Origin of the sequence: Pseudomonas sp. 21615526, assembly GCF_013386245.1 — a bacterium.
In the GTDB taxonomy this organism is placed as follows: Bacteria; Pseudomonadota; Gammaproteobacteria; order Pseudomonadales; family Pseudomonadaceae; genus Aquipseudomonas.
Map to the genome: position 1 here is coordinate 26,379 of NZ_JACAOM010000018.1, position 21,697 is coordinate 48,075.

20 protein-coding genes are annotated in these 21,697 nt (G+C 60.4%); 6 read left to right on the plus strand and 14 right to left on the minus strand.

The genetic code is table 11. The annotated features are described in order from the left end of the window. Positions 1 to 32 precede the first annotated feature (32 nt). Positions 33 to 329 carry a DUF3144 domain-containing protein gene (locus HX786_RS07485; RefSeq protein WP_003207921.1) on the plus strand — a complete coding sequence of 99 codons (297 nt, stop codon included), beginning with the start codon at positions 33 to 35 and terminating at the stop codon, positions 327 to 329. Between the two features lie 44 nt (positions 330 to 373). Here the strand turns inward: HX786_RS07485 and HX786_RS07490 are convergent, their stop codons facing one another. The 5 genes from HX786_RS07490 to HX786_RS07510 form a co-directional block, all read right to left on the minus strand. Continuing rightward, positions 374 to 2,197: an ABC transporter ATP-binding protein gene (locus HX786_RS07490; RefSeq protein ID WP_003207919.1), complete on the minus strand. Its 1,824-nt coding sequence runs from the start codon at positions 2,195 to 2,197 to the stop codon at positions 374 to 376. A gap of 11 nt (positions 2,198 to 2,208) precedes the next feature. Further along, positions 2,209 to 3,714 (minus strand): argininosuccinate lyase, encoded by a 1,506-nt coding sequence (gene argH, locus HX786_RS07495; RefSeq protein WP_023659030.1) that lies wholly within the window; start codon positions 3,712 to 3,714, stop codon positions 2,209 to 2,211. Positions 3,715 to 3,719: 5 nt separating this feature from the next. Continuing rightward, entirely contained in the window at positions 3,720 to 5,300 is a 1,581-nt protein-coding gene (locus HX786_RS07500) for an ABC transporter substrate-binding protein (protein ID WP_178911897.1), read from the minus strand. Positions 5,301 to 5,362: 62 nt separating this feature from the next. Next, positions 5,363 to 6,226 carry an ABC transporter permease gene (locus tag HX786_RS07505; protein WP_008433279.1) on the minus strand — a complete coding sequence of 288 codons (864 nt, stop codon included), beginning with the start codon at positions 6,224 to 6,226 and terminating at the stop codon, positions 5,363 to 5,365. 7 nt (positions 6,227 to 6,233) lie between these two features. Continuing rightward, positions 6,234 to 7,154: an ABC transporter permease gene (locus tag HX786_RS07510; RefSeq protein WP_003207915.1), complete on the minus strand. Its 921-nt coding sequence runs from the start codon at positions 7,152 to 7,154 to the stop codon at positions 6,234 to 6,236. 196 nt (positions 7,155 to 7,350) lie between these two features. Between HX786_RS07510 and HX786_RS07515 the strand changes: the two genes are divergently transcribed. Beyond that, the gene (locus tag HX786_RS07515; RefSeq protein ID WP_003207914.1) at positions 7,351 to 8,274 is read left to right on the plus strand and encodes a LysR substrate-binding domain-containing protein; all 924 of its coding nucleotides are present in this window, start codon (positions 7,351 to 7,353) and stop codon (positions 8,272 to 8,274) included. 7 nt (positions 8,275 to 8,281) lie between these two features. Here the strand turns inward: HX786_RS07515 and HX786_RS07520 are convergent, their stop codons facing one another. The 4 genes from HX786_RS07520 to HX786_RS07535 form a co-directional block, all read right to left on the minus strand. After that, positions 8,282 to 9,274, minus strand: a complete 993-nt coding sequence (locus HX786_RS07520; RefSeq protein ID WP_003207912.1) for an MBL fold metallo-hydrolase — start codon at positions 9,272 to 9,274, stop codon at positions 8,282 to 8,284. A gap of 116 nt (positions 9,275 to 9,390) precedes the next feature. Then, positions 9,391 to 10,296 (minus strand): LysR family transcriptional regulator, encoded by a 906-nt coding sequence (locus HX786_RS07525; protein ID WP_003207910.1) that lies wholly within the window; start codon positions 10,294 to 10,296, stop codon positions 9,391 to 9,393. A gap of 22 nt (positions 10,297 to 10,318) precedes the next feature. Beyond that, positions 10,319 to 10,699: a type 1 fimbrial protein gene (locus HX786_RS07530; RefSeq protein ID WP_003207908.1), complete on the minus strand. Its 381-nt coding sequence runs from the start codon at positions 10,697 to 10,699 to the stop codon at positions 10,319 to 10,321. A gap of 112 nt (positions 10,700 to 10,811) precedes the next feature. Next, positions 10,812 to 12,035 carry an MFS transporter gene (locus HX786_RS07535; RefSeq protein ID WP_178911898.1) on the minus strand — a complete coding sequence of 408 codons (1,224 nt, stop codon included), beginning with the start codon at positions 12,033 to 12,035 and terminating at the stop codon, positions 10,812 to 10,814. A 124-nt stretch (positions 12,036 to 12,159) separates the two neighbouring features. On the opposite strand from HX786_RS07535, the gene HX786_RS07540 reads away from it, so the two are divergent. Next, positions 12,160 to 12,864 (plus strand): TetR/AcrR family transcriptional regulator, encoded by a 705-nt coding sequence (locus tag HX786_RS07540; protein WP_177040510.1) that lies wholly within the window; start codon positions 12,160 to 12,162, stop codon positions 12,862 to 12,864. On the opposite strand, the gene HX786_RS07545 is transcribed toward HX786_RS07540, so the two are convergent. Both HX786_RS07545 and HX786_RS07550 read right to left on the minus strand, forming a co-directional pair. Then, positions 12,767 to 13,690 carry a LysR family transcriptional regulator gene (locus tag HX786_RS07545; protein WP_087692928.1) on the minus strand — a complete coding sequence of 308 codons (924 nt, stop codon included), beginning with the start codon at positions 13,688 to 13,690 and terminating at the stop codon, positions 12,767 to 12,769. The two genes, HX786_RS07540 and HX786_RS07545, sit on opposite strands and share 98 nt — an antisense overlap. A 51-nt stretch (positions 13,691 to 13,741) precedes the next feature. Continuing rightward, positions 13,742 to 14,638: a LysR family transcriptional regulator gene (locus HX786_RS07550; protein WP_008433274.1), complete on the minus strand. Its 897-nt coding sequence runs from the start codon at positions 14,636 to 14,638 to the stop codon at positions 13,742 to 13,744. A gap of 117 nt (positions 14,639 to 14,755) precedes the next feature. Between HX786_RS07550 and HX786_RS07555 the strand changes: the two genes are divergently transcribed. The 3 genes from HX786_RS07555 (at position 14,756) to HX786_RS07565 (ending at position 18,027) form a co-directional block, all read left to right on the plus strand. Beyond that, the gene (locus HX786_RS07555; RefSeq protein WP_134326042.1) at positions 14,756 to 15,421 is read left to right on the plus strand and encodes an RraA family protein; all 666 of its coding nucleotides are present in this window, start codon (positions 14,756 to 14,758) and stop codon (positions 15,419 to 15,421) included. 11 nt (positions 15,422 to 15,432) lie between these two features. Next, positions 15,433 to 16,641 (plus strand): pyridoxal phosphate-dependent aminotransferase, encoded by a 1,209-nt coding sequence (locus HX786_RS07560; RefSeq protein ID WP_178911899.1) that lies wholly within the window; start codon positions 15,433 to 15,435, stop codon positions 16,639 to 16,641. Between the two features lie 90 nt (positions 16,642 to 16,731). After that, positions 16,732 to 18,027, plus strand: coding sequence for a cation:dicarboxylate symporter family transporter (locus HX786_RS07565; RefSeq protein ID WP_177067729.1), 1,296 nt, complete (start codon positions 16,732 to 16,734; stop codon positions 18,025 to 18,027). A gap of 101 nt (positions 18,028 to 18,128) precedes the next feature. Here HX786_RS07565 and yghU read toward each other — a convergent pair whose 3' ends face one another. The 3 genes from yghU to HX786_RS07580 form a co-directional block, all read right to left on the minus strand. Next, on the minus strand, positions 18,129 to 18,962 hold the full coding sequence (gene yghU, locus HX786_RS07570; RefSeq protein ID WP_177080320.1) for a glutathione-dependent disulfide-bond oxidoreductase: 834 nt from the start codon (positions 18,960 to 18,962) through the stop codon (positions 18,129 to 18,131). A 133-nt stretch (positions 18,963 to 19,095) separates the two neighbouring features. Further along, positions 19,096 to 20,523: an efflux transporter outer membrane subunit gene (locus tag HX786_RS07575; RefSeq protein ID WP_003207893.1), complete on the minus strand. Its 1,428-nt coding sequence runs from the start codon at positions 20,521 to 20,523 to the stop codon at positions 19,096 to 19,098. After that, positions 20,516 to 21,697: an efflux RND transporter periplasmic adaptor subunit gene (locus HX786_RS07580; protein WP_003207891.1), complete on the minus strand. Its 1,182-nt coding sequence runs from the start codon at positions 21,695 to 21,697 to the stop codon at positions 20,516 to 20,518. The genes HX786_RS07575 and HX786_RS07580 overlap by 8 nt, the downstream gene beginning before the upstream one ends.

A 21,697-nucleotide genomic window follows, 5' to 3' on the forward strand; every position in this document is an offset into this window, starting at 1 on the left:
TCGCCGCACTCACGAACAGGAAGGTAACCGCAATGCCAGACACCACCGACAACGGCTTCTATGATCGCGCGGACGCGCACATCGAGCTGTCCAACGAGCAGTTCAGGGCGTTCGCCGACCTGGGCAAAGTCAGCGCCTCGATGATGTTCGGCACCACACGCTTCAATGCCTGGGTCAGCGCACGCAGCTTTAAATCCGGCGAAGAAATGGCCCAGGCGCGTGAGGCGATGCTGAAGTATTTCTGTGATCAGTACCGGATGATGCTTGAGGATAATCTTGATGATCACATCAACAATTTCAGCAAGTACATGCTCGTTAAGGGCAGTTGAACCCGCCCGCACAGGGCGGTGTGTCGACCTGTGATACCCGGCGCTCAAATTGCAACGAAGTGGCCCGCGGCGACCTCGCGGTAACTGATCGGCGGAGCCTTGTAGCCCACCTCGTAAATCCTGCTGGGCACGCTCTCCTCCATCAGGCTGAACGGCTTTCTGGGCACGTTCAGGTCCGCCGAGGGCACCGCGCTCAGCAACCTTTGGGTGTAAGGGTGCTGAGGCTGCTCGAACACTGACTGGCGTGGCCCGATCTCAACGATGCGTCCGTGGTACATCACCCCCACCCGGTGGCTGACCCGCTCGACCACCGCCAGGTCATGGGAAATAAACAGGAATGAAATGCCCATCTCGCGCTGCAGGTCCTGCAGGAGATTAATCACCTGGGCTTGAATGGACACGTCCAGCGCCGAGACGGCTTCATCGGCGATGATCAGCTTCGGAGACAGAGTCAGCGCCCGCGCGATGCAGATCCGCTGTCGCTGCCCACCCGAGAACTCGTGCGGATAGCGTTGTGCATGCTCCGCCGACAGCCCCACCTTCTCCAGCAATATTCGCACCTGCTTTCGTGCTTGCGCGCCATGTGCAATGCCATGAACATGCAGCGGCTCCAGCAGGCTGTTCTCGATCGTGAGACGCGGGTTCAGGGATGCATAGGGATCCTGGAAGACCATCTGGATATCGCGGCGCAGCGAGTTCATATCGCTCTTGTTCAACGTCGTAAGGTTCTTGCCACCGAAAACGATATTCCCGCCCTGTATCGGCATCAGCCCGGCAATCGCACGAGCGCTGGTGGATTTCCCGCACCCGGACTCGCCCACCAGGGCCAGCGTTTCACCTGAGTAGATATCAAAGTCGATGCCTTCGACGGCATGCACACGGCGCCGGACCTTCCCGAGGAGACCACCTTTGAGGTCGTACCGAATGGACAACGACTCGACTCTGAGCACCGGCGGACTCTGGTAGTCCGGGGCCACGCCAGGCGCAGGTTCTGCACCCGCTGCGACGTCATCATCGATCAAGGCAAATTTTGCGGGAAGTTGAGTGCCACGCATTGAGCCGATTTTTGGAACAGCCGCCAGCAATGCCCGGGTGTAGGGCTGCTTGGGCTCCTGCAGCACTGCCCTTGCCGGACCTTGCTCAACGGTCTCGCCTTTCTTCATCACCATCACATGGTCTGCGACTTCCGCCACCACGCCCATATCGTGGGTGATAAAGATCACACCCATGGCCAGGCTATCTTGCAGCTCCTTGATAATCCGCAGGATCTGCGCCTGCACCGTCACATCCAACGCTGTGGTCGGCTCGTCGGCGATCAGCAGTGTGGGCTCGCAGACCAGCGACATCGCAATCATGATCCGTTGGCGCATGCCGCCGGAAAGCTCATGGGGAAACCGGTTCATGACCTGCTTCGCATCCGGAATACGCACCAGGTCCAGCATGCGTAATGCCTGGGCTTCGGCTTGCGCACGGCTGCACCGCTGATGCAGCAAGATGCCTTCGATGAGTTGCGCGCTGATCTTGAAGACCGGATTCAGCGAAGTCATGGGCTCCTGAAAGATCATCGACATGGACGAGCCCCGCAGTGTGCGCATGACAGACTCGGGCGCCGCCACCAGGTCGACAATCTGGTTATTCCTGGTTTGCAGCTCCATCGAGCCCGAAAGCACCCGTCCGCCGGCGCGCTTGATCAGGCCCATCATCGCCATTGAGGTGACGGATTTGCCGGAGCCGGACTCACCCACGATCGCCAGCGTCTGACCGCGCATCACCTCGAAGGACACATCGCGCACCACCGGCGTCTCGCGCCCTCTGGTGCCGAAGCCGACACTCAGGTTTTTCACCCGGGCTACCAAATTCTCGTTCATGGGGCGCTCCTTTAATCGACGATCGCCGAGATGGCCGCGTCAAGGTCGGCACGGGATTGATCGACCTTGCGCCGGCTCTGCGCAACCCACTCACGGTCCTGCTCCAGTTCGTTCTGGGCGATCGACAATAATCGCCGGACCTCGTCCGGGCCGACGCCGCCCGCGGAAGTGCGGGTCTCGACAAAACGGCGCGGGTTCAAAGCATCGCGGACCTGGGCATCCGAGTAGCCCAGGGTTGAGCCGACAGTTTCCACGCTGGCTTGATCCAGTGCGGCGCCGGTCACCCCGGCAGGAGCCACGCCCTCGTACAGGCAGTTACGCACCAGGCGGGCCACGATGTGGTGGACCTGGCGGAAAGAGATGCCCCGGTCCCGAACGATCACATCGGCGAGGTTGCTGGCGGTGCACCAACTCCCGGAGAGCAGGGCTGTCATCCGGTCCTCATGCACCACCAGGGTTTCAATGATGCCGGTAAACAGGTCCAGCATGCCTTCGGTGGTGGCCAGCGCATCATGGATCAACGGCAGGTCGCGCATCGCCTGGTCGCCGGTGCCTTCGGACCGGAAAGTGGCCAGGGCCGTGCTGAGCCAGGTCACCGATCCACCTGCAGCTTTCTTGATGGTTTCCAAGCCGCTGGGGTTTTTCTTCTGCGGGAAAATACTGCTGGTGCCGCAATAGCCGTCGTGGCTTTCCACCGTTCCAAATTCGACGCTCGACCAGATATGCAGGTCGGTTGCCAGGTCGTTCAGGTCGGCCATGACAAAGGACAATGCGCCAATCGTCTCTGCTGCGTACCATGCTTCGCGGCCCAGCTTGGAGTTTTCTACCAGGCTGTCGAACCCCAACAGGTGCGTGGTGCGCCCACGGTCCAGCGGCCAGGACGTGCCGGCCAGGCCGACGGCACCAAGGGGGTTGCGATTGACCCGGGTGTAAGCGTGCATCAAGCGGCTGAAGCTGTCGTGCAGCCTCGACGTAAAACTCAAAAGGTAGTGGCCGAACACCCAGGGCTGGGCATGCTGCATATGGGTGTAGCCGGGCATGATGGTGCCCGAATGCGTGGAGGCCTTCTGAATCAACGCCACCTGGAACTCATTGATACGGTCCAGCACCGCCAGGATGCGCTTGCGGTCGTACAGGCGGCGTACCGTTGCCCCTTGGTCTATCCGGCTGCGGCCGGTGTGCATCTGCCCGGCCGAGTCTTCGCCGATCCGGGAGAAAAGGTACGATTCAACCTGAAGCAGGAAGCTGCCTTTCTTTACATCAAACGGGAAGTCGGCGGGAACCATGTCCCGAATCAACCGCAGCTCCGCGAGGATGGCTTGCCCGACCGACACAGAAAGAATCTGCTGTTCAACCAGCATCACGGTGTGCGCCAGGTCCACTTCGACAAACTCGTGAAACTGACGTTTCTCGGTCTCAAGTGCCGGAATATCATGGTACTTGACCATGCGTTCAGCGGGAGGAGCACTCAGGCGAGCGTCGGTTAACAGTGTTTCGTTGGCATGTAAATTCGACATTTAAATCACCGCTCAATAAGTTCTACATTCGTCAAATCGATGGTCCCTTCATAATCGACATCCAGGCCATTCAACGCTTTACGCACACCAATTATTTGCTCCTGGTCAAACAGCGGCAGATTGTCCGGGTCTTGTTCCCATAGAATCTGCTGAATCTGGCCGTAATAGGACATGCGTGTTTTTTCATCCAGTTCACGCGAGGCCAACTGAAGTAATTTGTCTACCTGAGGGTTGCTGTAACCCGTGAGATTCTGCGGGTCGCCGCTGGACAACTTTCGACGCAAACGAATATCCGCGTCAGATATGCCCGTTCCCAGTAACCACATGTTTGCGTCATTGCTACCTTTGCCCGTGCCCTTGCCCGGCTCGGGGCGATACAAGTTCTTTTGATACGTTGCCCATTCCCATACCTTAAACTCGGTCTTCAGCCCCACGGCGTTAAGATAGCCTTGGACAACTTCCGCGACCTGGCGATCTTTGGTATAGCGTCCCGCCGGGGTCCATATAACTACGGTGCCTGGATAACCGCCTGGATATACCTCGTTAATTATTTTTCTTGCCGCATCAGGGTCGTACTTCACCGGAGGGAATTCACGTCGGGCTTGCGTACCCTCCGGAAATGGGCCAGTGGGTGCTTTTCCATATCCCAACAACACTTTGTCGACCAATGCCTGGCGATCAATCGCCATACTCACCGCCCTCCGTATGCGCGGGTCATCAAAGGGCGGTTTGGTCAAGTTCATTTCAAAGAACACCTGGAATGTGCTGGGTACCCGCAGCAAGGTGGATTTATTCAGTTCCTTTAATTCAATAGCCGCCTCGGGCGATAAATTTGCCGCGATATCCGCATTGTTCGTTCGCAGCTCTATGACTCGGGAAGAATCTTCCCTGACCGGACGGAACACGATGGTTTCCGGTTTTGCCGTTGTTCCATAAAAAGCGTTGTTCTTATGAATAACGGCCTGGTCGTTGGGTATCCAACTATCAAATACGTAGGGCCCGGTACCGACGGGATGGTGCCCATAAGCCCGTCCATATTTAACGACAGCGGCCGGACTGCTGATTGACGAAGATTCTTTTGCCAGTAACTCCAACATTGTGGGTGACGGATTTTTTGTGGTGATGCGTAACTCATTCGGCGCTAGCGCATCCACCGAAGCTATATCCGCATAGTAGGACCGGTGCGGAGAACCGAGCTTGGGGTTCATGATTCGGTCCAGGTTAAACTTCACCGCTGCAGCATCAAACGCCGTGCCGTCATGAAAGGTAATTCCCGGTTTCAGGATAAAAATCCATTGCCGTCCATCCTCGGACCTTGACCATGACTGCGCCAAATCAGCTACAAACGTGTTATGCCCGTGACCGTCCCATGCGACCAACCGATTAAACAGGTGATTAATCACGTTATAGGAAGGCACACTGCGCGAAATCGCTGGGTCCAGGGTATCGATATCAGCGCCTTGAACGAATGTCAGCTTCTTCAGGTCTTTGGCGTTGGCAACAAACGATAGGCCCGCCGACAGTCCAAGGATGCCGACAACAGCGAAACTCCGTATCAATACTTCCAGGCAATTCAGACGCCGCATAATCTTTCTCGCTTGATAATTCTGGTGGACACACAGGGCGTGTTTAACCGCGCCGAACTCATTTATGCGTTACGTGATTTCGGGTCGATATAGTCTCGCAACGCATCCCCCACAATGTTGAAACTCAATATGGTCAAAACCAGTGCAAATCCGGGCGCAATCAATACGTAGGGATGGGTGGTCAATAACGGCCGCGACTCGGCAATCATCGAGCCCCACTCCGGGGTGGGCGGCGGCGGGCCAAGCCCCAGAAAGCTGAGCCCGGAACCAATGAGGATTGCTTCAGCCAGCGAGACGGTGGCCTGGATAATGACCAGCGAACCGATATTCGGCAGGATATGTATCAGCAGCAGCCGCAGATCGCTGACGCCAATCGACTTGGAGGCCAATACAAACTCGCGGTTTCTCAATGCCATGACCGGCCCGGCAAAGAAACGCACGTAAATCGGGATCGTTGAAATGGCGATGGCCAGTGTCAGGCTTACTATGCTGTTGCCCGCCACCGTGATGACCAGAATGGCAACCAGTGTCCGGGGAAATGCAATCATCGAGTCCATGACCCGCATCACCACCCCGGCGATGGCGCCGTTGTAATAGCCACACGCCGCACCTAAAGCGATGCCAATGACCATCGCAATGCTGACACTTGAAACTGCGACGGTGAGCGTAATTCGTGCCCCCCACACGACTCGACCCAACAAGTCACGGCCCAATTGGTCCGTGCCGAGCCAGGAACTTGCACCGGGCTCGACAAGGGACGTTGATAAGTTGATCTTGGTGACCGAATCCCAATCAAACAACAAAGGGGCAGCTATCGCCGCAGCAACCATCACCAGGATCACGATCAATGAAGCAAACGCGAACCAGCGCTTATTGGAAATAAGGAAACTGACAAAGCCCAACCGATATTTTTTCGGAAGTTTCATATCGGCCTCAGTTGTAAGTGACGCGAGGGTCGAGGACGCCATAAACCAAATCCACCATTAAGTTGATAATTACCACCACCGCGGCAAACACAAGAACTGTGCCTTGGACGACATAAATATCCCGAGCCATGATTGCATCAATCAAGAGCCGCCCCATTCCCGGCCAGGCAAATACTGTCTCGACAATAACCGCGCCACCCAGTAACCGGCCGAAGTCCATACCGAATACTGTCACCAATGGAATGGCCGCATTGGAAAGTGCATGCTTGAGTACTACCTTGTAACTCGGTACACCTTTCGCATAGGCAGTACGAATATAATCTTCCCTCAGCACATCCATCATGGTGGATCGGGCCAGCCGTGAAAAAGTTGCAACATACGGCAAACCAAGTGTCAAGGCCGGTAATATCAGGTGTTGCAGCCCGCCTCTGCCGGTCGGCGGCAACCATCCGAGGTTGGCTGAAAAGATCAGCATCAATATCAGTCCCAGAAAGAAGCCAGGCATTGATATGCCCAGAACTGCAACGGTGGTCAGCGAACTATCAAGGAAGCCTCTGGGCTTCAAAGCGGCCGCAATACCGAGGGGAACGCCAATGATGACGGCAAGCAACATTCCGGCAGCGGTCAGTTCAATCGTGGCGGGAAGAGTTCTGGCTATACCTTCGAGCACGGGCGTGAATGTCTGGAATGACTCGCCAAAATCACCCACGACAACTTTCCTGACATAAATAAGGTATTGATTGATTAGCGGCTTATCCAATCCGTAGTTTTGCCTTATTTGCGCAACATCTTCCGCTGTTGCATCCGGACCTGCTGCCAGCTGCGCAGGATCTCCCGGAATAAAGTGCATGACCAGGAAGACCACAATGGAGACTCCCAGCAGCATCGGAAGCAGAAGTAACAACCTGCGGACGGTATAATTCAGCACGCGCTATCCTCTTTTTTATTTTTACTTAAGCGGCACCCGATATTAATAACGGGAACGGCTTTTCTTTGGTAAAACCACGCAACTAAATCATCGCGCCGTTACATGCTTATAGCAAACCGGTAACAGGTTGGACGCACATAACAAAATGTTATACGCTCGCAAAAATGCGCCCTCCAACATTCGATCGAGAGCCACAATGAAACTCAATCCTCGCCAATTGGAAGCTTTCAGGGCGGTCATGCTCACCGGAAGCATGACTATCGCCGCCGAGGCACTTCAGGTCAGTCAACCGGCCATCAGCCGGCTCATCCGCGACCTCGAAATGGTCCTTTCCCTTCGACTGTTTCGCCGTGAAGGCAATCGCCTCATTCCCGGGGCGGAAGCACAGGTGTTGTACGCGGAGGTGGACAAGTTTTATCAAGGCATAGAACGCATCGAGCGGGTTGCAGAGGACCTTGTGACGCTGCGCACCGGCACATTGAGGATCAGTTCAATGAGCACGCTGGGGCTCAGTGTGGTGGCTGAGGGGGTATGCCGATTCGCGCGAAAGCACCCCGAGGTCAGAACCTCGTTGGATGTGCGCAACTCGGTGGGCATCCTGGAACTGACGTCTGCCAACCAGATCGATATTGGTTTTGTGCAGATTCCTTCAGGGGAATATCCCGGGATCCAGGTGATCAACCTGCCACCCATCAGCGCGGTGTGCGTGATGCCGGCCAACGATATGTTGGCCACCAAAGACGTGGTGACCCTGGAGGATTTGCACGGGCGACGCCTGATTACCTTGAACGCCAACAATCCTTTGCAGCGACGCATCACATCAGCCATGGAGGCTCGGGGTGTTGCAGGCGTCTCCAGCGTTGAAACCACCGCCGCGCACTCCGCCTGCGGAATGGTGTCCGGGGGGCTCGGCATCACCGTGTGTGATCCATTCACCGCCTCCTACTCGAAATACCCGGGCCTTACGTTCAGACCGCTGGACCAGGACATACCCTTCGAGGTTTCGATGGTATTTCCGGGTCACCAGCAGCGCTCCAAGCTCGCCTCGGATTTCATGCAGGTCATGGAAGGTATCTTCAGGTCGGAGTTTATTTCCATGATTCCCCGTGAAGCGTACTAATCGCGAGTCACTTCAGTTCGGTTGAGTAATTCAGCGGCACCCATTGCCACGCGGCGCCCTGACCACGCAAATGCCCCAGGCCGGGAAACGAGAGGTGCGCCGCGCCGACCAGCGCGCCCTCTTTCGCAGCCAGGCTGAACACGGTCTCGCGGGCAGTGGTGGCGGCTTTCTTGTCCGTATCAAACTCGATAGTCACCGACGGGTCGGCAAACTGCACGGCACCGGCGTGGATCAGATCACCGGCGACAATCATCTTCTGGCCTTTGCTCTCAACCAGGTAGCTGGTGTGCCCCAGGGTATGGCCATAGCTGGACAGCGCCTTGAACCCCGGCAGGATCTCCCCGCTGCCCTGGAAAGGCTGGAACTTTCCAAGCGCGATATACGGGTTCAAGGAAGCCATTGCACCCTTCGCGAACTCGGGTACGAAGCTGTTGGCGTCGGCCGAGGCAGGCTCCAGCCTCGCCGGCGAGAGCCAGTAATCGGCGTCACGCTTGTCGGCGTGTACCGTGGCGTTCGGAAACACCATCACCCCTTCGGCAACCAGCCCACCCACGTGGTCCGGGTGCATGTGCGTGAGAAGGATGTCATCGACCTGCTCCGGCTTGTAGCCGGCTGCCTGCAGGTTGGCCGCGAGCTTGCCCAGGGTCGGCCCGAAGAGCGCACCAGCGCCGGTATCGATCAGGATGAGCCGAGTGCCGGTATTGACGAGATACGCGTTCGTCGAGGTCTCGGTGGGCACCCCGAGGAACGCCTTGCGCAGTGCGGTAGTGGTCTTGGCAGCCGGCTCATTCAGCAATTTGTCGAACGGTGCATCGATGGTGCCGTCACTCAGCGCGGTGACCTCGAAATCTCCAAGCATCGTGCGATAGTAACCAGGGGCCTGGGTTTTGACTTGGGGCGCGGCGGCAACTGCCACCGCCGGTGCCGCGATGGCTCCCAGTGCCAGGGCAGCAGCAAGGGCCGTGTAATTCAACACGCGGGTAAATGTCAGCTTGGTCATGGTGCAGCTCTCCAGTTGGAATCGGCGGCATCCTATTCAAGCGTTTTTTATAGTTGAAATCGAAACTCCGCATGCCAGGTATGTGTGGCGTAGATACCTGCCAGGGCCTGATGTCGTCAGGAAAGCACGCAGAGCTTGAGTTGTTCGCGCAACCAGAGATGTGCCAGGTCCTTGTCGAACCGTGGATGCCAGGCAGAGAACAAACTGAAGTCGCGCACCTCGAGGGGCAGAGCAAGGGCCGCCAGCGAGCGCTCATAACGGCTCAGGAAACGGGACGGAAGCACACTTACACAGTCGCTGTTCTGCAGCAGCAATGGAACGATGCTGTAGTAAGGCACCGACACCGCGACACGGCGCGCACGCCCCTTCTGCGCGAGCACATCATCAATAAAACCGTGAAAGCTGTTCACGGCACCCGACACCACCACATGCTCCAGGCCCAGGTATTCCTCCAGCGTTGGTGGCGCGGATCCGCGAGGGTGATCGGCGCGCTGGGCCATCTTGAATTCTTCCTGCAGCAGCAACTCGTGCGACAGGTTCCCGATACGGCTGTGTGATACCAGCGCGACGTCAATCTCGCCGCTTTCCAACTGATCGCCAAGCAACACCTGGTCGATCGCACGTATCGAAACCCGGATGCCCCCAGGACTCGCAGCCTGCACAAGCTGCACCAGCCGGGGCGCGACGATCGCAGCGGCGTTATCGTTCGCGCCAATCACAAAGGTCCGGTCCGACTTGGCAGGATCAAAGCATGGAAGGTCACCGACCACCGTCCCCAGTACCTGCAACGCCTGGCGCAACGGCTGACGCAAATGTTCGGCACGTGCTGTCAGCACCATGCCTTTTCCGGACTGAGCAGGCATCAATAAAGGGTCGCCGAACAGGTCACGCAACCGCGACAACTGCGCGGATAACGCCGACTGCGTCAGGTTGAGCTTCGCCGCCGCCCGCGTGACGTTCCTCTCCTCAAGCAAGACGCTGAGGGAAGTCAGGAGCGCGAGGTTGTGTCCAGTCAGGTTCATCGGGTTGATCCACTGCCATCTCTCAAGGTGACGTTAATGTAATCAGATACTGCCCCGACGTCACAGGCCTCCCTTGGCCATCCACCAACGCATATTGCTGCTGGTAATAGCGGTCTCCCCGGCCACTGTCGGCGACCAGCTTCACGTTCACGGCGCTGTGGTCGAGGGCCGTGACCGAGCCCACCGGTTGCACACTGCGCACGCTGATGGCGCTGCCGCGTGCGGACGTAGGGCAATTGTTGAGTTTCATCCCGTTGGCCACGGCGAGCGGTGTGCAAGACGCTTCGACGATGCTGCCGTGAAACGAGATGACTCCCTGCCCCACCGGGCTCGCGGCCATGCAGGCACCGGACAGGCTGAACAACAGGCCAACATGGATTGCAGACATTCTCTTGATGCGCATGCCGATACTCCCGGGGGTGATAAAGCCTATGCCCCGGGATATCGGCCGAGCAGCAGGTTATTTTAAGATTTGTCTGATGTTAGAAGCGGTTTTTCCAAAGACTTTGGAAATATCAGTGCCCGCCAACCACAGGTTTACCGTGGGCCCGGTGCCCCGGCTTGAAGCCATGGAGTCGCGCGCACCACACAATCGCGAAGCCCACCGCCAGCAACACCAACATTGCCCATGGGAAAGACGCCACGCCCCAGGTATCCAGCAACACGCCACCCACCACACCACTCCCGGCAATCGCGCTGTTCCATGCCACCACGTTCAGCGACAACGCCACGTCCGCACCATCCCCGGCTGCGTCCGCCAACGCGGTTTGCAACAGCGTTGCAGCGCCACCAAAACTCAAGCCCCAGACCGCCACGCCAAGGTAAATAACGCCCGGCACTTGCGCGAGAAAACCGAACGCCAAACACGTCGCCGCAAAGCCCGCCAGGCTGACCAGCACCGTCTTGCGCAACGCCACATCCACCAACCGGGCAGTCACCCAAATCCCGAGCAGCGCCGCTATACCAAACACCAACAACACCAGATCCACACGGTCCACCAAGCCCGCCGGAGCCACGAACGGCGCGATGTAGGTATAGAGAATGTTATGGGCGAGCATCCATGAGATCACCACCGCCAGCACTGGCCGCACACCCGGCATGGTCAGCACCTTGCGCAACGGCATGCGCTGATGGGCCGACTGGCCGGGGTAATCCGGCACTTTCACCAGTACCCAGACAATCAACACCAGGGTCAGTGCCGACATGATCCCGAACGTGGTGCGCCAGCCCACCAGCCCACCCAGCCAGGTGCCCAGCGGTACGCCAAGTGACAGGGCAATCGGCGTTCCTACCATGGCCAGCGCCAACGCCTTGCCCTGCTGATGTGGCTCAACCATGCGCCGCGCATAGCCGGCCAACAAACTCCAGGCCAGCCCCGCTGCCATCCCCGCAAGGAATCGCGCCAGCAGCGTCAGCCCGTAGTGGGACGACAGCGCGGTGATCGAATTGAACAGCAGAAAACCGACGATGGTCAGCAGCAGCACATTGCGTCTACGCCAGCCGCGAGTCGCGATGGTCAGCGGGATCACCGCCAGCACCGAGCCCAGCGCATACGCGGTGACCATCTGCCCGGCCATGGACGCTGAAACTCCCAGCCCATCGCTGATCAGCGGCAACAGGCCCGCCGGCAGGGTTTCGGTGACGATGCAGATGAAACCGGTCATGGCCAGGGCGAGCAAGGCGCCGACGGGCAAGCGGTCGGGAACGGCGTCTGCCGATAAGGTGGTTGAGGGGGTCACAGGGAAACTCCTTGAGCGAGAGGACTTAAATACCGATCGATATAAATGTTGGGCGCCCCACGCAGCGTTGTCAACGACTTATGTATCGACTAGTATTTATCTCATCACCCGAGAGGATTTCCACATGGCACAGATGGGCCGCCCCCGCACCTTCGACCGCGACCAGGCCGTGGAACAGGCCATGCACCTGTTCTGGCAGCACGGTTACGACGCGACGTCCCTGAGCCAGTTGAAAGCCGGATTGGGCGGCGGCATCTCCGCGCCGAGTTTCTACGCGGCGTTCGGCTCCAAGGACGCGCTGTTCCAGGAGTGCGTGCAGCGTTATCTGGCGACGTTCGCCCAGGTCACCGAATGCCTGTGGGATGACAGCCTGCCACCGCGCCAGGCCATCGAGACGGCGTTGCGCCAATCGGCACGCATGCAGTGTGAAGAGGGGCATCCCAAAGGCTGCATGGTAGCCCTGGGCGTGATGAGCGCGCCCTCCCCCGAGAACGCACAAGTCACCCATGGGCTGACCCATTCGCGAGAGCGCACACGGGCGGGCATCGTGCATTGTGTCGAGCGCGGCATCCGGGCGGGCCAGTTACCCTCCGAGACCAACGCCCGTGCCATGGCCACGGTCTACGACAGTTTCCTGCAGGGTGTGTCGATCCTCGCCCGGGATGGCGTCGACGCTGATGCCATCGATACTGCCATCGGCCAACTGATGCTGACCTGGGACTTATCCGCCGCTACAGCGCCGCCCATTCGGCGCGATGCTCCAGCAGAAAATCCACAAATGCCCGCACCCGATGGGGCACATAGCGGCCATGGGGATACAGCAAGGTAAACGGCCGTGAGCGCCCGCCGTAAGGCTGCAAGACCTCCACCAGGCTGCCGTTGGCCAATTCCTCCTCGACGATGAACTTGTAGGTCTGGAATAACCCCGCGCCGTGCTTGGCCAGGGTTACGCCACCCAGCACGTCGTCAGAGCAGCTGTAGCCTGCTTCCCCGGCAAACTCCCGCTCCTTGCCGTCCACCTGGAACAGCCAGGAAATGCGCCGCCCGTTGCTCGGCAATTCGTACTGGATGCACTCGTGGTTCGGCAAATCCTCCAGGGCCTGGGGCGTGCCGGCACGCTTCAGGTACGCCGGCGTCGCGACCACCACCAGCCTGGCGTCTTCCAGCAACCGCGCAATCAGCGTCGAGTCCGGCTGGGCCCGCACGCGAATGGCCAGGTCATAGCCTTCGGCGACGAAATCGATGTTGCGGTTGCTGATGTGGATATCCACGCTGACTTGCGGGTACAGCGCACGGAATTTCGGCAGCAGCGGCAGGATCCGGTGATGGCCGTAGGTGGTCGGGATGCTGATGCGCAACAGCCCGGACGGCACCGATTGCGCGCCCATCATTTCCTGCTGGGCTTCCACCAGTTGCGTCAGCGCCTGGCGGCATTGCTCGAAAAATGTCCGGCCGCCATCGGTCAGGCGGATGCTGCGGGTGGTGCGCACAAACAGCCGGGAGCCCAGGCGCTCTTCCAACCGCGAGATGCTGCGGCTCACCGCCGCCGGGGTCACGCCTGCCACCTGGGCGGCGGCGGTAAAGCTGCTGGCCTCGGCGGCCAGGCAGAACAGCTCGATGCTGCCCAGCTGCAAATCTTCGAAATGGCGTTTCATGATGGATTACACCGGGTAGGTCTTTAAGGACTCGCTCACTGCTTCGAAAAACTAAAACAACAACCGCGAAAAATCACAACACTGCACCGCCAACTGCGCCACATTCTGGTTCAAGCCAAACTGCCGATCCCCGCGATGCAACGCCACATACCCAACCCTCGGTAGCGCCGGTTCCGTCACCAGCGCGCGCAGCTCCCCGCGCTCGATCAAATGCGACAAACACCCCTTGGGCAAATAACTCACCCCCACCCCCGACAGCGCCAGCCCGACCTGCACCAACAGGTTATGACTGGTCAACTTGCGCGGCATCTGCACAGCATGCGCTGCCAACCAGCGCTCATAAATCAGCCCCGTCCCCGAGTGCGAACCCTGGGTCAACACCGTATACCCGGCCAATGCCTCAAGCCCCACCGGATCAGCCTCGCTGACCAACCCCGGTGCGCACATCCAGGCGTTTTCCACACTGCCCAGCGGCGTACTCAGGAAGCGCGAATCACTGTAGGCATCAGGCACGATCACCAGGTCCAGCTCATCACTCTCCAGCTTGCGAAACAGCTCACTGCTCAACTCCACCGACGGTTCGATCTGCACCTTGGGATAGGCCTCGCGCAACGCCTCCACCAGCGCCGGCAACCAGGTGAAAGCCGTCAATTCCGTCACCCCCAGGCGAAACCTGCGCACCAGCACTTCACGGGTGCTGACCCGCTCCAGCATGTAGTCGCGACGCTCCAGCAGGTCCTTGGCGTAGTCGAGCAACTCGGCGCCCTTTTCCGTCAACCGCGCATTGCGTTTGCTGCGGTCGAAAATCTCCACATCGAAGGTTTCTTCCAACTCCTGGATGCGCTTGGAAATCGCCGACTGCGACATGTTCAGCTTGTTCGCCGCCGCCTCGAAACTGCCCAGCTCGGCAATCCAGTACAACGCGTCGATTTGCTTGAACGTGATCATCGGCTATCTCCCATGAGAAAAAGCGATCCTATCAGATAATAAAATATCGCTAAAACTGTATGTTCATCACTCCTAAGATCTAGCCACAGACCCATAAGATCAATCGGAGTTACAGCCATGTCCTTGCCCGGTTCCCGCATCCTCCCCAACCCGCCGCTGGCTTCTGCCGAAGTGCTCGAAGCCTTCACTCACGTGGTCACCCCGCACATCAGCGACAACCTCGGCCGGCACATCGGCGCCCGTGGGCTGAACCGCTACAACCGCACCGGCAAGCTGGTGGGCACCGCGCTCACGGTGAAAACCCGCCCCGGCGACAACCTGCTGATCTACAAGGCCTTGAGCATGCTGGAGCCGGGCCACGTGCTGGTGGTGGACGCCCAGGGCGACACCAACAACGCGGTGATCGGCGAACTGGTCAAGCTCTACGCCCAGCAACGCGGCTGCGTGGGGTTTGTGATTGACGGGGCGATTCGCGATGTCGCGAGCTTCGAGGACACCCCTTGCTACGCCCGCAGCGTGGTGCATTGCGGCCCCTACAAGACCGGCCCGGGCGAGGTGAATGTGCCGGTGTCCATCGGCGGCATGCTGATCAACCCGGGGGATGTGCTGGTGGGTGACGAAGACGGCCTGGTCGCCTTCTCCCAGGCCGACGCCGCCGAAGTGCTGCGCAAGGCCGCGCAACACGCGGCCCATGAAGAGCAAGTCAAAGCCGAAATTGCCAGCGGTGCGGTGCGCCAGAGCTGGATCGACAAGGTGTTGCAACAGGCCGGCCTGGCAGGCTGAGGGGAGTCATCATGAGCACTGCCTTTCTGTCCGACCGGGTGCTGGGCATCGCGCCCTCCCCGAGCATCGCCGCCAATGCACTGGTCAGCGAACTGCGCGCCCAGGGCCGGGACATCGTCAACTTCACCGTGGGCGAGCCGGACTTCGATACACCCGCGCATATCCTCGAAGCAGCCAGCGCCGCGATGCACGGTGGCGACACCCACTACACCGCCACCAGCGGCACCCTCGCCCTGCGCCAGGCGATCTGCCTCAAGCTCAAGCGCGATAACCAGCTGGACTATGGGCTGGACGAAGTGATTGCCGGGTGCGGTGGCAAGCACATCATTTATCACGCCCTGGCGGCGACCCTGAATCGCGGCGACGAAGTCATCGTGCACACGCCGTATTGGGTGTCGTACCCGGACATCGCACGGCTGAATGACGCGACGCCGGTGATCATTCCCGGCGACGAGTCACTGGGGTTCAAGCTGTCGCCTCAGGCCCTGGAACAAGCGATCACCCCGCGCAGCAAATGGGTGATCCTCAACAGCCCGAACAACCCCAGCGGCGCGGTGTACAACGAGGCCGAACTGCTGGCCCTGGCCGCGGTGCTGCGGCGCCATCCCCATGTGCTGATCATGGCGGATGAGATCTACGAGCATTTCGTCTACGACGATGCCCGCCACGTTTCCCTGACCCGACTCGCACCGGACCTGAAGCCGCGCACGCTGATCGTCAACGGCGCCTCCAAGGGCTACGCCATGACCGGCTGGCGCCTGGGTTTCGGTGCCGGCCCGGCCTGGCTGATCGCGGCCATTGCCAAGCTGCTCTCGCAAACCACCACCTGCCCCAGCTCTCTCAGCCAGGCTGCCGCAGTTGCCGCCTTCGCTGGCGATCAGGCGCCCATCGCCGGGATGCGCGAGGTGTACCAGCAACGTCGCAAACGCATGTTGGGCCTGCTTGAAGACATTCCCGGCGTGAGCTTCACGCCACCGGATGGCGCGTTCTACGTGTTCGCCAACGTCGCCGGGCTGATGGGCAAGACCACCGCCCACGGCGAGCGGATCGACAGTGACACCCAGCTGGCCGAACACCTGCTGCGGGAACACGGCCTGGCCACCGTAAGCGGCGCGGCGTACGGCATGTCACCGTATATCCGCCTGTCTTTCGCCAGCTCGCTTGACGTGATTGAAGAAGGTTGCCGTCGCCTGAATGAAGCGTGCCATCGATTGCGCTGACGGTTCCCGCCCCACCCGGCGGCCAGGGATGGCCGCTCATTGACTGCCTAGAACAACACTCATAATCATTGATATAAATGAGGCATTCCCATGCACAAGCCCCGCATCGCGCTGGTCTGGCAAATCCTGATCGGCTTGCTCGCCGGCATCGCCATCGGCGCCCTGCTGCACCGTTTTCCCGAATCCCGGCCGTGGCTGGTGGACAACCTGCTGCAACCGGCGGGCGATATCTTTATCAAGCTGATGAAGATGATCGTCGTGCCCATCGTGTTTGCCTGCATGGTGGTGGGCATTGCCGGGCACGGTGACGGTAAATCCCTGGGACGCATCGGGGCCAAGTCCCTGGGCTATTTCTTCTGCATCACCACCCTGGCGATCATCGTCGGGCTGGTGATGGGCAACCTGCTCAAGCCGGGTGCCGGTACCGAACTGGCCAGCCTGCAAGCGAGTGCCGTGACCTTGCCCACCAGCAGCGCCGGCGGCGGCCACAGCCTGGGGCAGATCATTGTCGGGATCATTCCGGACAACGTCATCAACGCCATGGCCCAGGGCAGCCTGCTGTCGGTGCTGTTCTTCGCGGTGATGTTTGGCCTCGGGGTTTCGCGCTTGCCGGCCGAGCGCAAGGACCCGGTGATTGCCCTGCTGCGCGGGGTGTCGGAGGCGATGTTCAAGGTCACGTCGATGATCATGGCCTATTCGCCCATCGGCGTGTTCGGGATGATCGCGGTGACCGTGGCCAACTTCGGTTTCAGCTCGCTGTTGCCGTTGGCCAAGCTGATCCTGGTCAGCTACGTGTCGATTGCATTCTTCGTGCTGGTGGTGCTCAACCTGGTGGCGCGGCTGTGGGGGATCAACCTGTTTGCGTTGATGCGGCATATCAAGGATGAACTGATCCTGGCGTTCTCCACCGCCAGCTCGGCGGCGGTGATGCCGCAACTGATGAAGAAACTCGAAACCTACGGCGTGCCGCCTTCACTGGTGAGCTTTGTGGTGCCGGTGGGGTATTCGTTCAACCTGGACGGTGCGTCGCTGTTCCTGGGGATCGGCACGCTGTTTGTGGCGCAGCTGTATGGCATCGACCTGAGCCTGGGCGACCAGGCCCTGCTGGTGGTGACCATGGTGCTGACATCCAAGGGCGCGGCCGGGGTGCCGGGGTTCATGTTCGTGATTCTGTCGGCGACCCTGGCGAGTGCGGGCTTGCCGTTGGAGGGCATCGCCTTCATCGCCGGGGTGTATCGCCTGATGGAAATGCCGACCACCGCGTTGAACGTGCTGGGCAATGCCCTGGCACCGCTGGTTATTGCCAAGTGGGAACGCCGTGAAGGCACCGCTGAAACCTGTGGCGAGGGAGCTTGCTCCCGCTGGGCCGCGAAGCGGCCCCAATAAGCAGCCCGCATTCTTTCAGGTAGAAAGTGGGTGCAGGTTTTGGGGCTGCTGCGCAGCCCAGCGGGAGCAAGCTCCCTCGCCACAAGGGTGGGTGTGGTGGGTCAGTCTAGGTCCGACGCCTCATGCCGCTCGCGCAGTTGCTCTGACGGCTCGCCCGACACGCGGTTGACCCGGCGCCCACGCTGCACCGCCGGCCGCGCTTCGATGGCATTGGCCCAGCGCACGACGTGCTTGTAATCCTGCACCGAGAGAAACTCCCCCGCCTCATACAAGCGGCCTTTCACCAGGCCGCCGTACCACGGCCAGATCGCCATGTCGGCGATGGTGTACTCATCCCCGGCGATGTATTCGTGCTCGGCCAATTGCTTGTCCAGTACGTCCAGTTGGCGCTTGGTTTCCATGGCGAAGCGGTCGATGGCGTACTCGATCTTGGTCGGCGCGTAAGCATAGAAATGCCCGAAACCACCGCCGAGGTACGGCGCGCTGCCCATCTGCCAGAACAACCACGACAGGCATTCGGCACGGGCCGCCGGTTCGGTGGGCAGGAACGCGCCGAACTTCTCGGCCAGGTACTGCAGGATCGCACCCGACTCGAACACCCGAATCGGCTTGGGCCCGCTGCGGTCCAGCAGCGCGGGAATCTTCGAGTTCGGGTTCACGCCGACGAAGCCGCTGCCGAACTGGTCGCCGTCACCGATCTTGATCAACCACGCATCGTATTCGGCACCCTTGTGACCCAGGGCCAGCAGCTCTTCCAGCAGGATCGTGACCTTCTGGCCATTGGGCGTTGCCAACGAATACAGCTGCAACGGATGACGGCCTACCGGCAATTCCTTGTCGTGGGTCGCGCCGGCAATGGGCCGGTTGATGCTGGCGAAGGTGCCGCCGTTTTGGGTCTTCCAGGTCCAGACTTTTGGCGGTACGTAATCAGTCATGCCACTACTCCTTGGATTCAATGTTCACAACAACTAACGGCAGGAGCGAGCTTGCTCGCGAAAAACTCGAGGGCGCCGTGTTCTTTCAGGATGCCCGCGGTGTGGTCGACGACCTTCGCGAGCACGCTCGCTCCTACAGGTTCTTTTGGGCCAGTTGGGCCATATTCCAACCGCCACCCAGTGCCTTGATCAGCCCTACGTTGGCGCTTAACTGTTGAGTCTGCAGATCCAGCACCGTGCGCTGTGCCTGCAACGACGCTACCTGCGCCGTCACCACGTCCAGGTACGCCGCGCCACCCTGGCGATAGCGGGCCAGGGACAAGTCCTCGGCGTACTGCGCGGCTGCCGCCGCATCGCGCTGGTCAACCAGGGCGGTGTCGAGCCCGGAGATGATGGAGAGGTTGTTCTCCACCTGCTCGAACGCGGTCAACACTACACCACGATACTTGGCTGCGGCTTCATCGGTTGCCGCCTTGGCACTGTCCACTCCGGCCTGGCGCGCGCCGCCGTCAAAAATCGTCCCCACCAGCGACGGGCCAATCGCCCAGAAAATGTTGGGCGCGCTCAACAAGTGCGCGAACTCATCACTCTGGAAACCACCTTGGGCACTCAGGGTAAGGGCCGGGAACCAGGCGGCTTTCGCCACCCCTATGCGTGCATTGGCCGAGGCAATCCGGCGCTCGGCAGCGGCGATGTCCGGCCGACGCTGCAACAGCGTAGACGGTACACCGGTGGGCACGCCGGGCAAGGCGATATCCGCGACGCTTGGGGCAATCGCGTAGGTCGATGCGGACTCACCCAGCATCGCCGCTATCGAGTGTTCAAGCACTGCACGCTGCACCAAATTCTGGCTCAGCTGCGACTTGACCGTCGACAGTTGGGTACGCGCCCGCGCCACGTCCAGCCCGGAGACGATACCGCCGCCGTGCAAGCCTTCGGTCAGGCTCAGGGCCTTGGCATAGGCATCGCTGGTTTCCTGCAGCAACTGGTCTTGCCGGTCAATGCCACGCAGGCGGATGTAGCTGTCGGCCAATTGCGCCTGCAAGCTCAGACGCACTGAGGCCAGGTCGGCCTTGGCGGCCTGGGCGTCGCTGGTGCCGGCGGCAACGGTGTCGCGCACACGGCCCCAGAGGTCGACTTCATAGTCCAGCTCTACCCCCACTGTCCCGGAATCGTAAACATTCGGCGGGCTGGCCGAGCGCAGTGGCCGGGTGTCCGACTGGCGAATGCGCTGGGCATTGCTGGAACCGATCAGCTTTGGAAACAGCCCGGATTGCGCCTGGGCCAAAAACGCCTGGGCCTGGGAATAGTGAGCCAGTGCCGCGCTCAAGTCCGGGTTGCTTTGCAGCAACTGCTGCTCCATCGCATCCAGTTGCGGGTCCTTGTAGATGTGCCACCAACCGTCGCGACTCGCCTGGTCGTTCGGCGTGCCGACGGTCCACGGTCCCTGGGTATGGAACTGCGCGGCGATGGGTACCTCCGGCACGTCCAGCGGCGGCGCAAGATGGCAGGCGCCCAGGCCCAGGGTCGCGACCAATACCAGGCAAGTGCGCTTAGCCATGGGGTTTGGCCTCCACGGGATTGGCGGCCAGTTGCACCGAATCGTCGTCGGCCAGGCCGTCGGGCGGGGTGTCGATCACGCGGTCGGTGGCGACCAGGCCGCTGCCGATTTCCACGCTGTCACCGAAGTCCCGGGCGATGGTCACGGTCTTGAAGTGCACATGATTATTCGCGTCGAGGGTGGCCACGCGCATGCCCTTGTCATCGAACACCAGGGCGCTGGCAGGCAGGCGCAGCACGTCGGTCTGCACCGGCAAGGTGAACTGCACGCTGGTGTAGCCGCCCGGCAACAGGCGGCTGCCGGGGTTCTCCACCAACAGTTGCACCAGGGTGCTGCCGGACGCGGCGTTCACCGCATCGGCAGTGGCGATCACCTTGGCGTTGAAGGTTTCACCGCGATACTCCGGCACGCTCAGACGTGCCACGGTGCCCACCTGGATCTGCGGCGCCGACGACTGCGGCACCTGCACATACACCCGCAGGCGGCTGACGTCGGAGACCGCGAACAGCTCTTTGCCAGTGGCACCACCGGCACTGATCAGCGCCCCCACATCGGTGGAGCGTGCAGTGACCACGCCGGCGAACGGCGCAGTCAAGCGCTGGAAGCCCTTGGTGGCAACCAACTGGTCGACGTTGGCCCTGGCCGCGACCACTTTGGCCTGCTTGGCAGTCAGGTCGCCGGTGCGCTCATCCACGTCCTGGCGCGACACCGAGTCCGACGAAAGCATCGCCTGCCAGCGCTTGGCGGTGGTCTGTGCCAGCGACTCGTCGGCCTGGGCCGAAGCCAGCACGGCCTTGGCTTGCAGCAGTTGCTGATCGAGCTCCGGCGTGTCGATTTCGGCCAGCAGTTGCCCGGCCTTCACGTGGTCGCCGATGTCGACGTTCCAGGTCTTGAGGTAGCCATTGACCCGGGCAAAGATCGACGCCCGCGAATACGCCTCAAGACGCCCCGGCAGGTTCAGGATCGGACCCTGGGGCTGCACGCTCGGGGTGATCAGGATCACGCTGGGCAACGCCTGGGCATCGGTCCAGGTTTTCAGGTCATGGGATTCGCTGGCGCGCACGCCGATGCCGAATACCACCACGGCAACCAGGACCACCAGCCCCAGCACCAGCCAGAGCAGACCACGGGATTTACGGCGGGGCGAACCCGGATTGGAAACGGAAGCAGACAT

Excerpts from the sequence above, each read along its gene's own strand:
- HX786_RS07485 (WP_003207921.1), top strand. The coding sequence starts at position 33 with ATGCCAGACACCACCGACAACGGCTTCTATGATCGCGCGGACGCGCAC.
- HX786_RS07490 (WP_003207919.1), bottom strand. The coding sequence starts at position 2,197 with ATGAACGAGAATTTGGTAGCCCGGGTGAAAAACCTGAGTGTCGGCTTC.
- argH (WP_023659030.1), bottom strand. The coding sequence starts at position 3,714 with ATGTCGAATTTACATGCCAACGAAACACTGTTAACCGACGCTCGCCTG.
- HX786_RS07500 (WP_178911897.1), bottom strand. The coding sequence starts at position 5,300 with ATGCGGCGTCTGAATTGCCTGGAAGTATTGATACGGAGTTTCGCTGTT.
- HX786_RS07505 (WP_008433279.1), bottom strand. The coding sequence starts at position 6,226 with ATGAAACTTCCGAAAAAATATCGGTTGGGCTTTGTCAGTTTCCTTATT.
- HX786_RS07515 (WP_003207914.1), top strand. The coding sequence starts at position 7,351 with ATGAAACTCAATCCTCGCCAATTGGAAGCTTTCAGGGCGGTCATGCTC.
- HX786_RS07520 (WP_003207912.1), bottom strand. The coding sequence starts at position 9,274 with ATGACCAAGCTGACATTTACCCGCGTGTTGAATTACACGGCCCTTGCT.
- HX786_RS07525 (WP_003207910.1), bottom strand. The coding sequence starts at position 10,296 with ATGAACCTGACTGGACACAACCTCGCGCTCCTGACTTCCCTCAGCGTC.
- HX786_RS07530 (WP_003207908.1), bottom strand. The coding sequence starts at position 10,699 with ATGCGCATCAAGAGAATGTCTGCAATCCATGTTGGCCTGTTGTTCAGC.
- HX786_RS07540 (WP_177040510.1), top strand. The coding sequence starts at position 12,160 with ATGGCACAGATGGGCCGCCCCCGCACCTTCGACCGCGACCAGGCCGTG.
- HX786_RS07545 (WP_087692928.1), bottom strand. The coding sequence starts at position 13,690 with ATGAAACGCCATTTCGAAGATTTGCAGCTGGGCAGCATCGAGCTGTTC.
- HX786_RS07550 (WP_008433274.1), bottom strand. The coding sequence starts at position 14,638 with ATGATCACGTTCAAGCAAATCGACGCGTTGTACTGGATTGCCGAGCTG.
- HX786_RS07555 (WP_134326042.1), top strand. The coding sequence starts at position 14,756 with ATGTCCTTGCCCGGTTCCCGCATCCTCCCCAACCCGCCGCTGGCTTCT.
- HX786_RS07560 (WP_178911899.1), top strand. The coding sequence starts at position 15,433 with ATGAGCACTGCCTTTCTGTCCGACCGGGTGCTGGGCATCGCGCCCTCC.
- HX786_RS07565 (WP_177067729.1), top strand. The coding sequence starts at position 16,732 with ATGCACAAGCCCCGCATCGCGCTGGTCTGGCAAATCCTGATCGGCTTG.
- yghU (WP_177080320.1), bottom strand. The coding sequence starts at position 18,962 with ATGACTGATTACGTACCGCCAAAAGTCTGGACCTGGAAGACCCAAAAC.
- HX786_RS07575 (WP_003207893.1), bottom strand. The coding sequence starts at position 20,523 with ATGGCTAAGCGCACTTGCCTGGTATTGGTCGCGACCCTGGGCCTGGGC.
- HX786_RS07580 (WP_003207891.1), bottom strand. The coding sequence starts at position 21,697 with ATGTCTGCTTCCGTTTCCAATCCGGGTTCGCCCCGCCGTAAATCCCGT.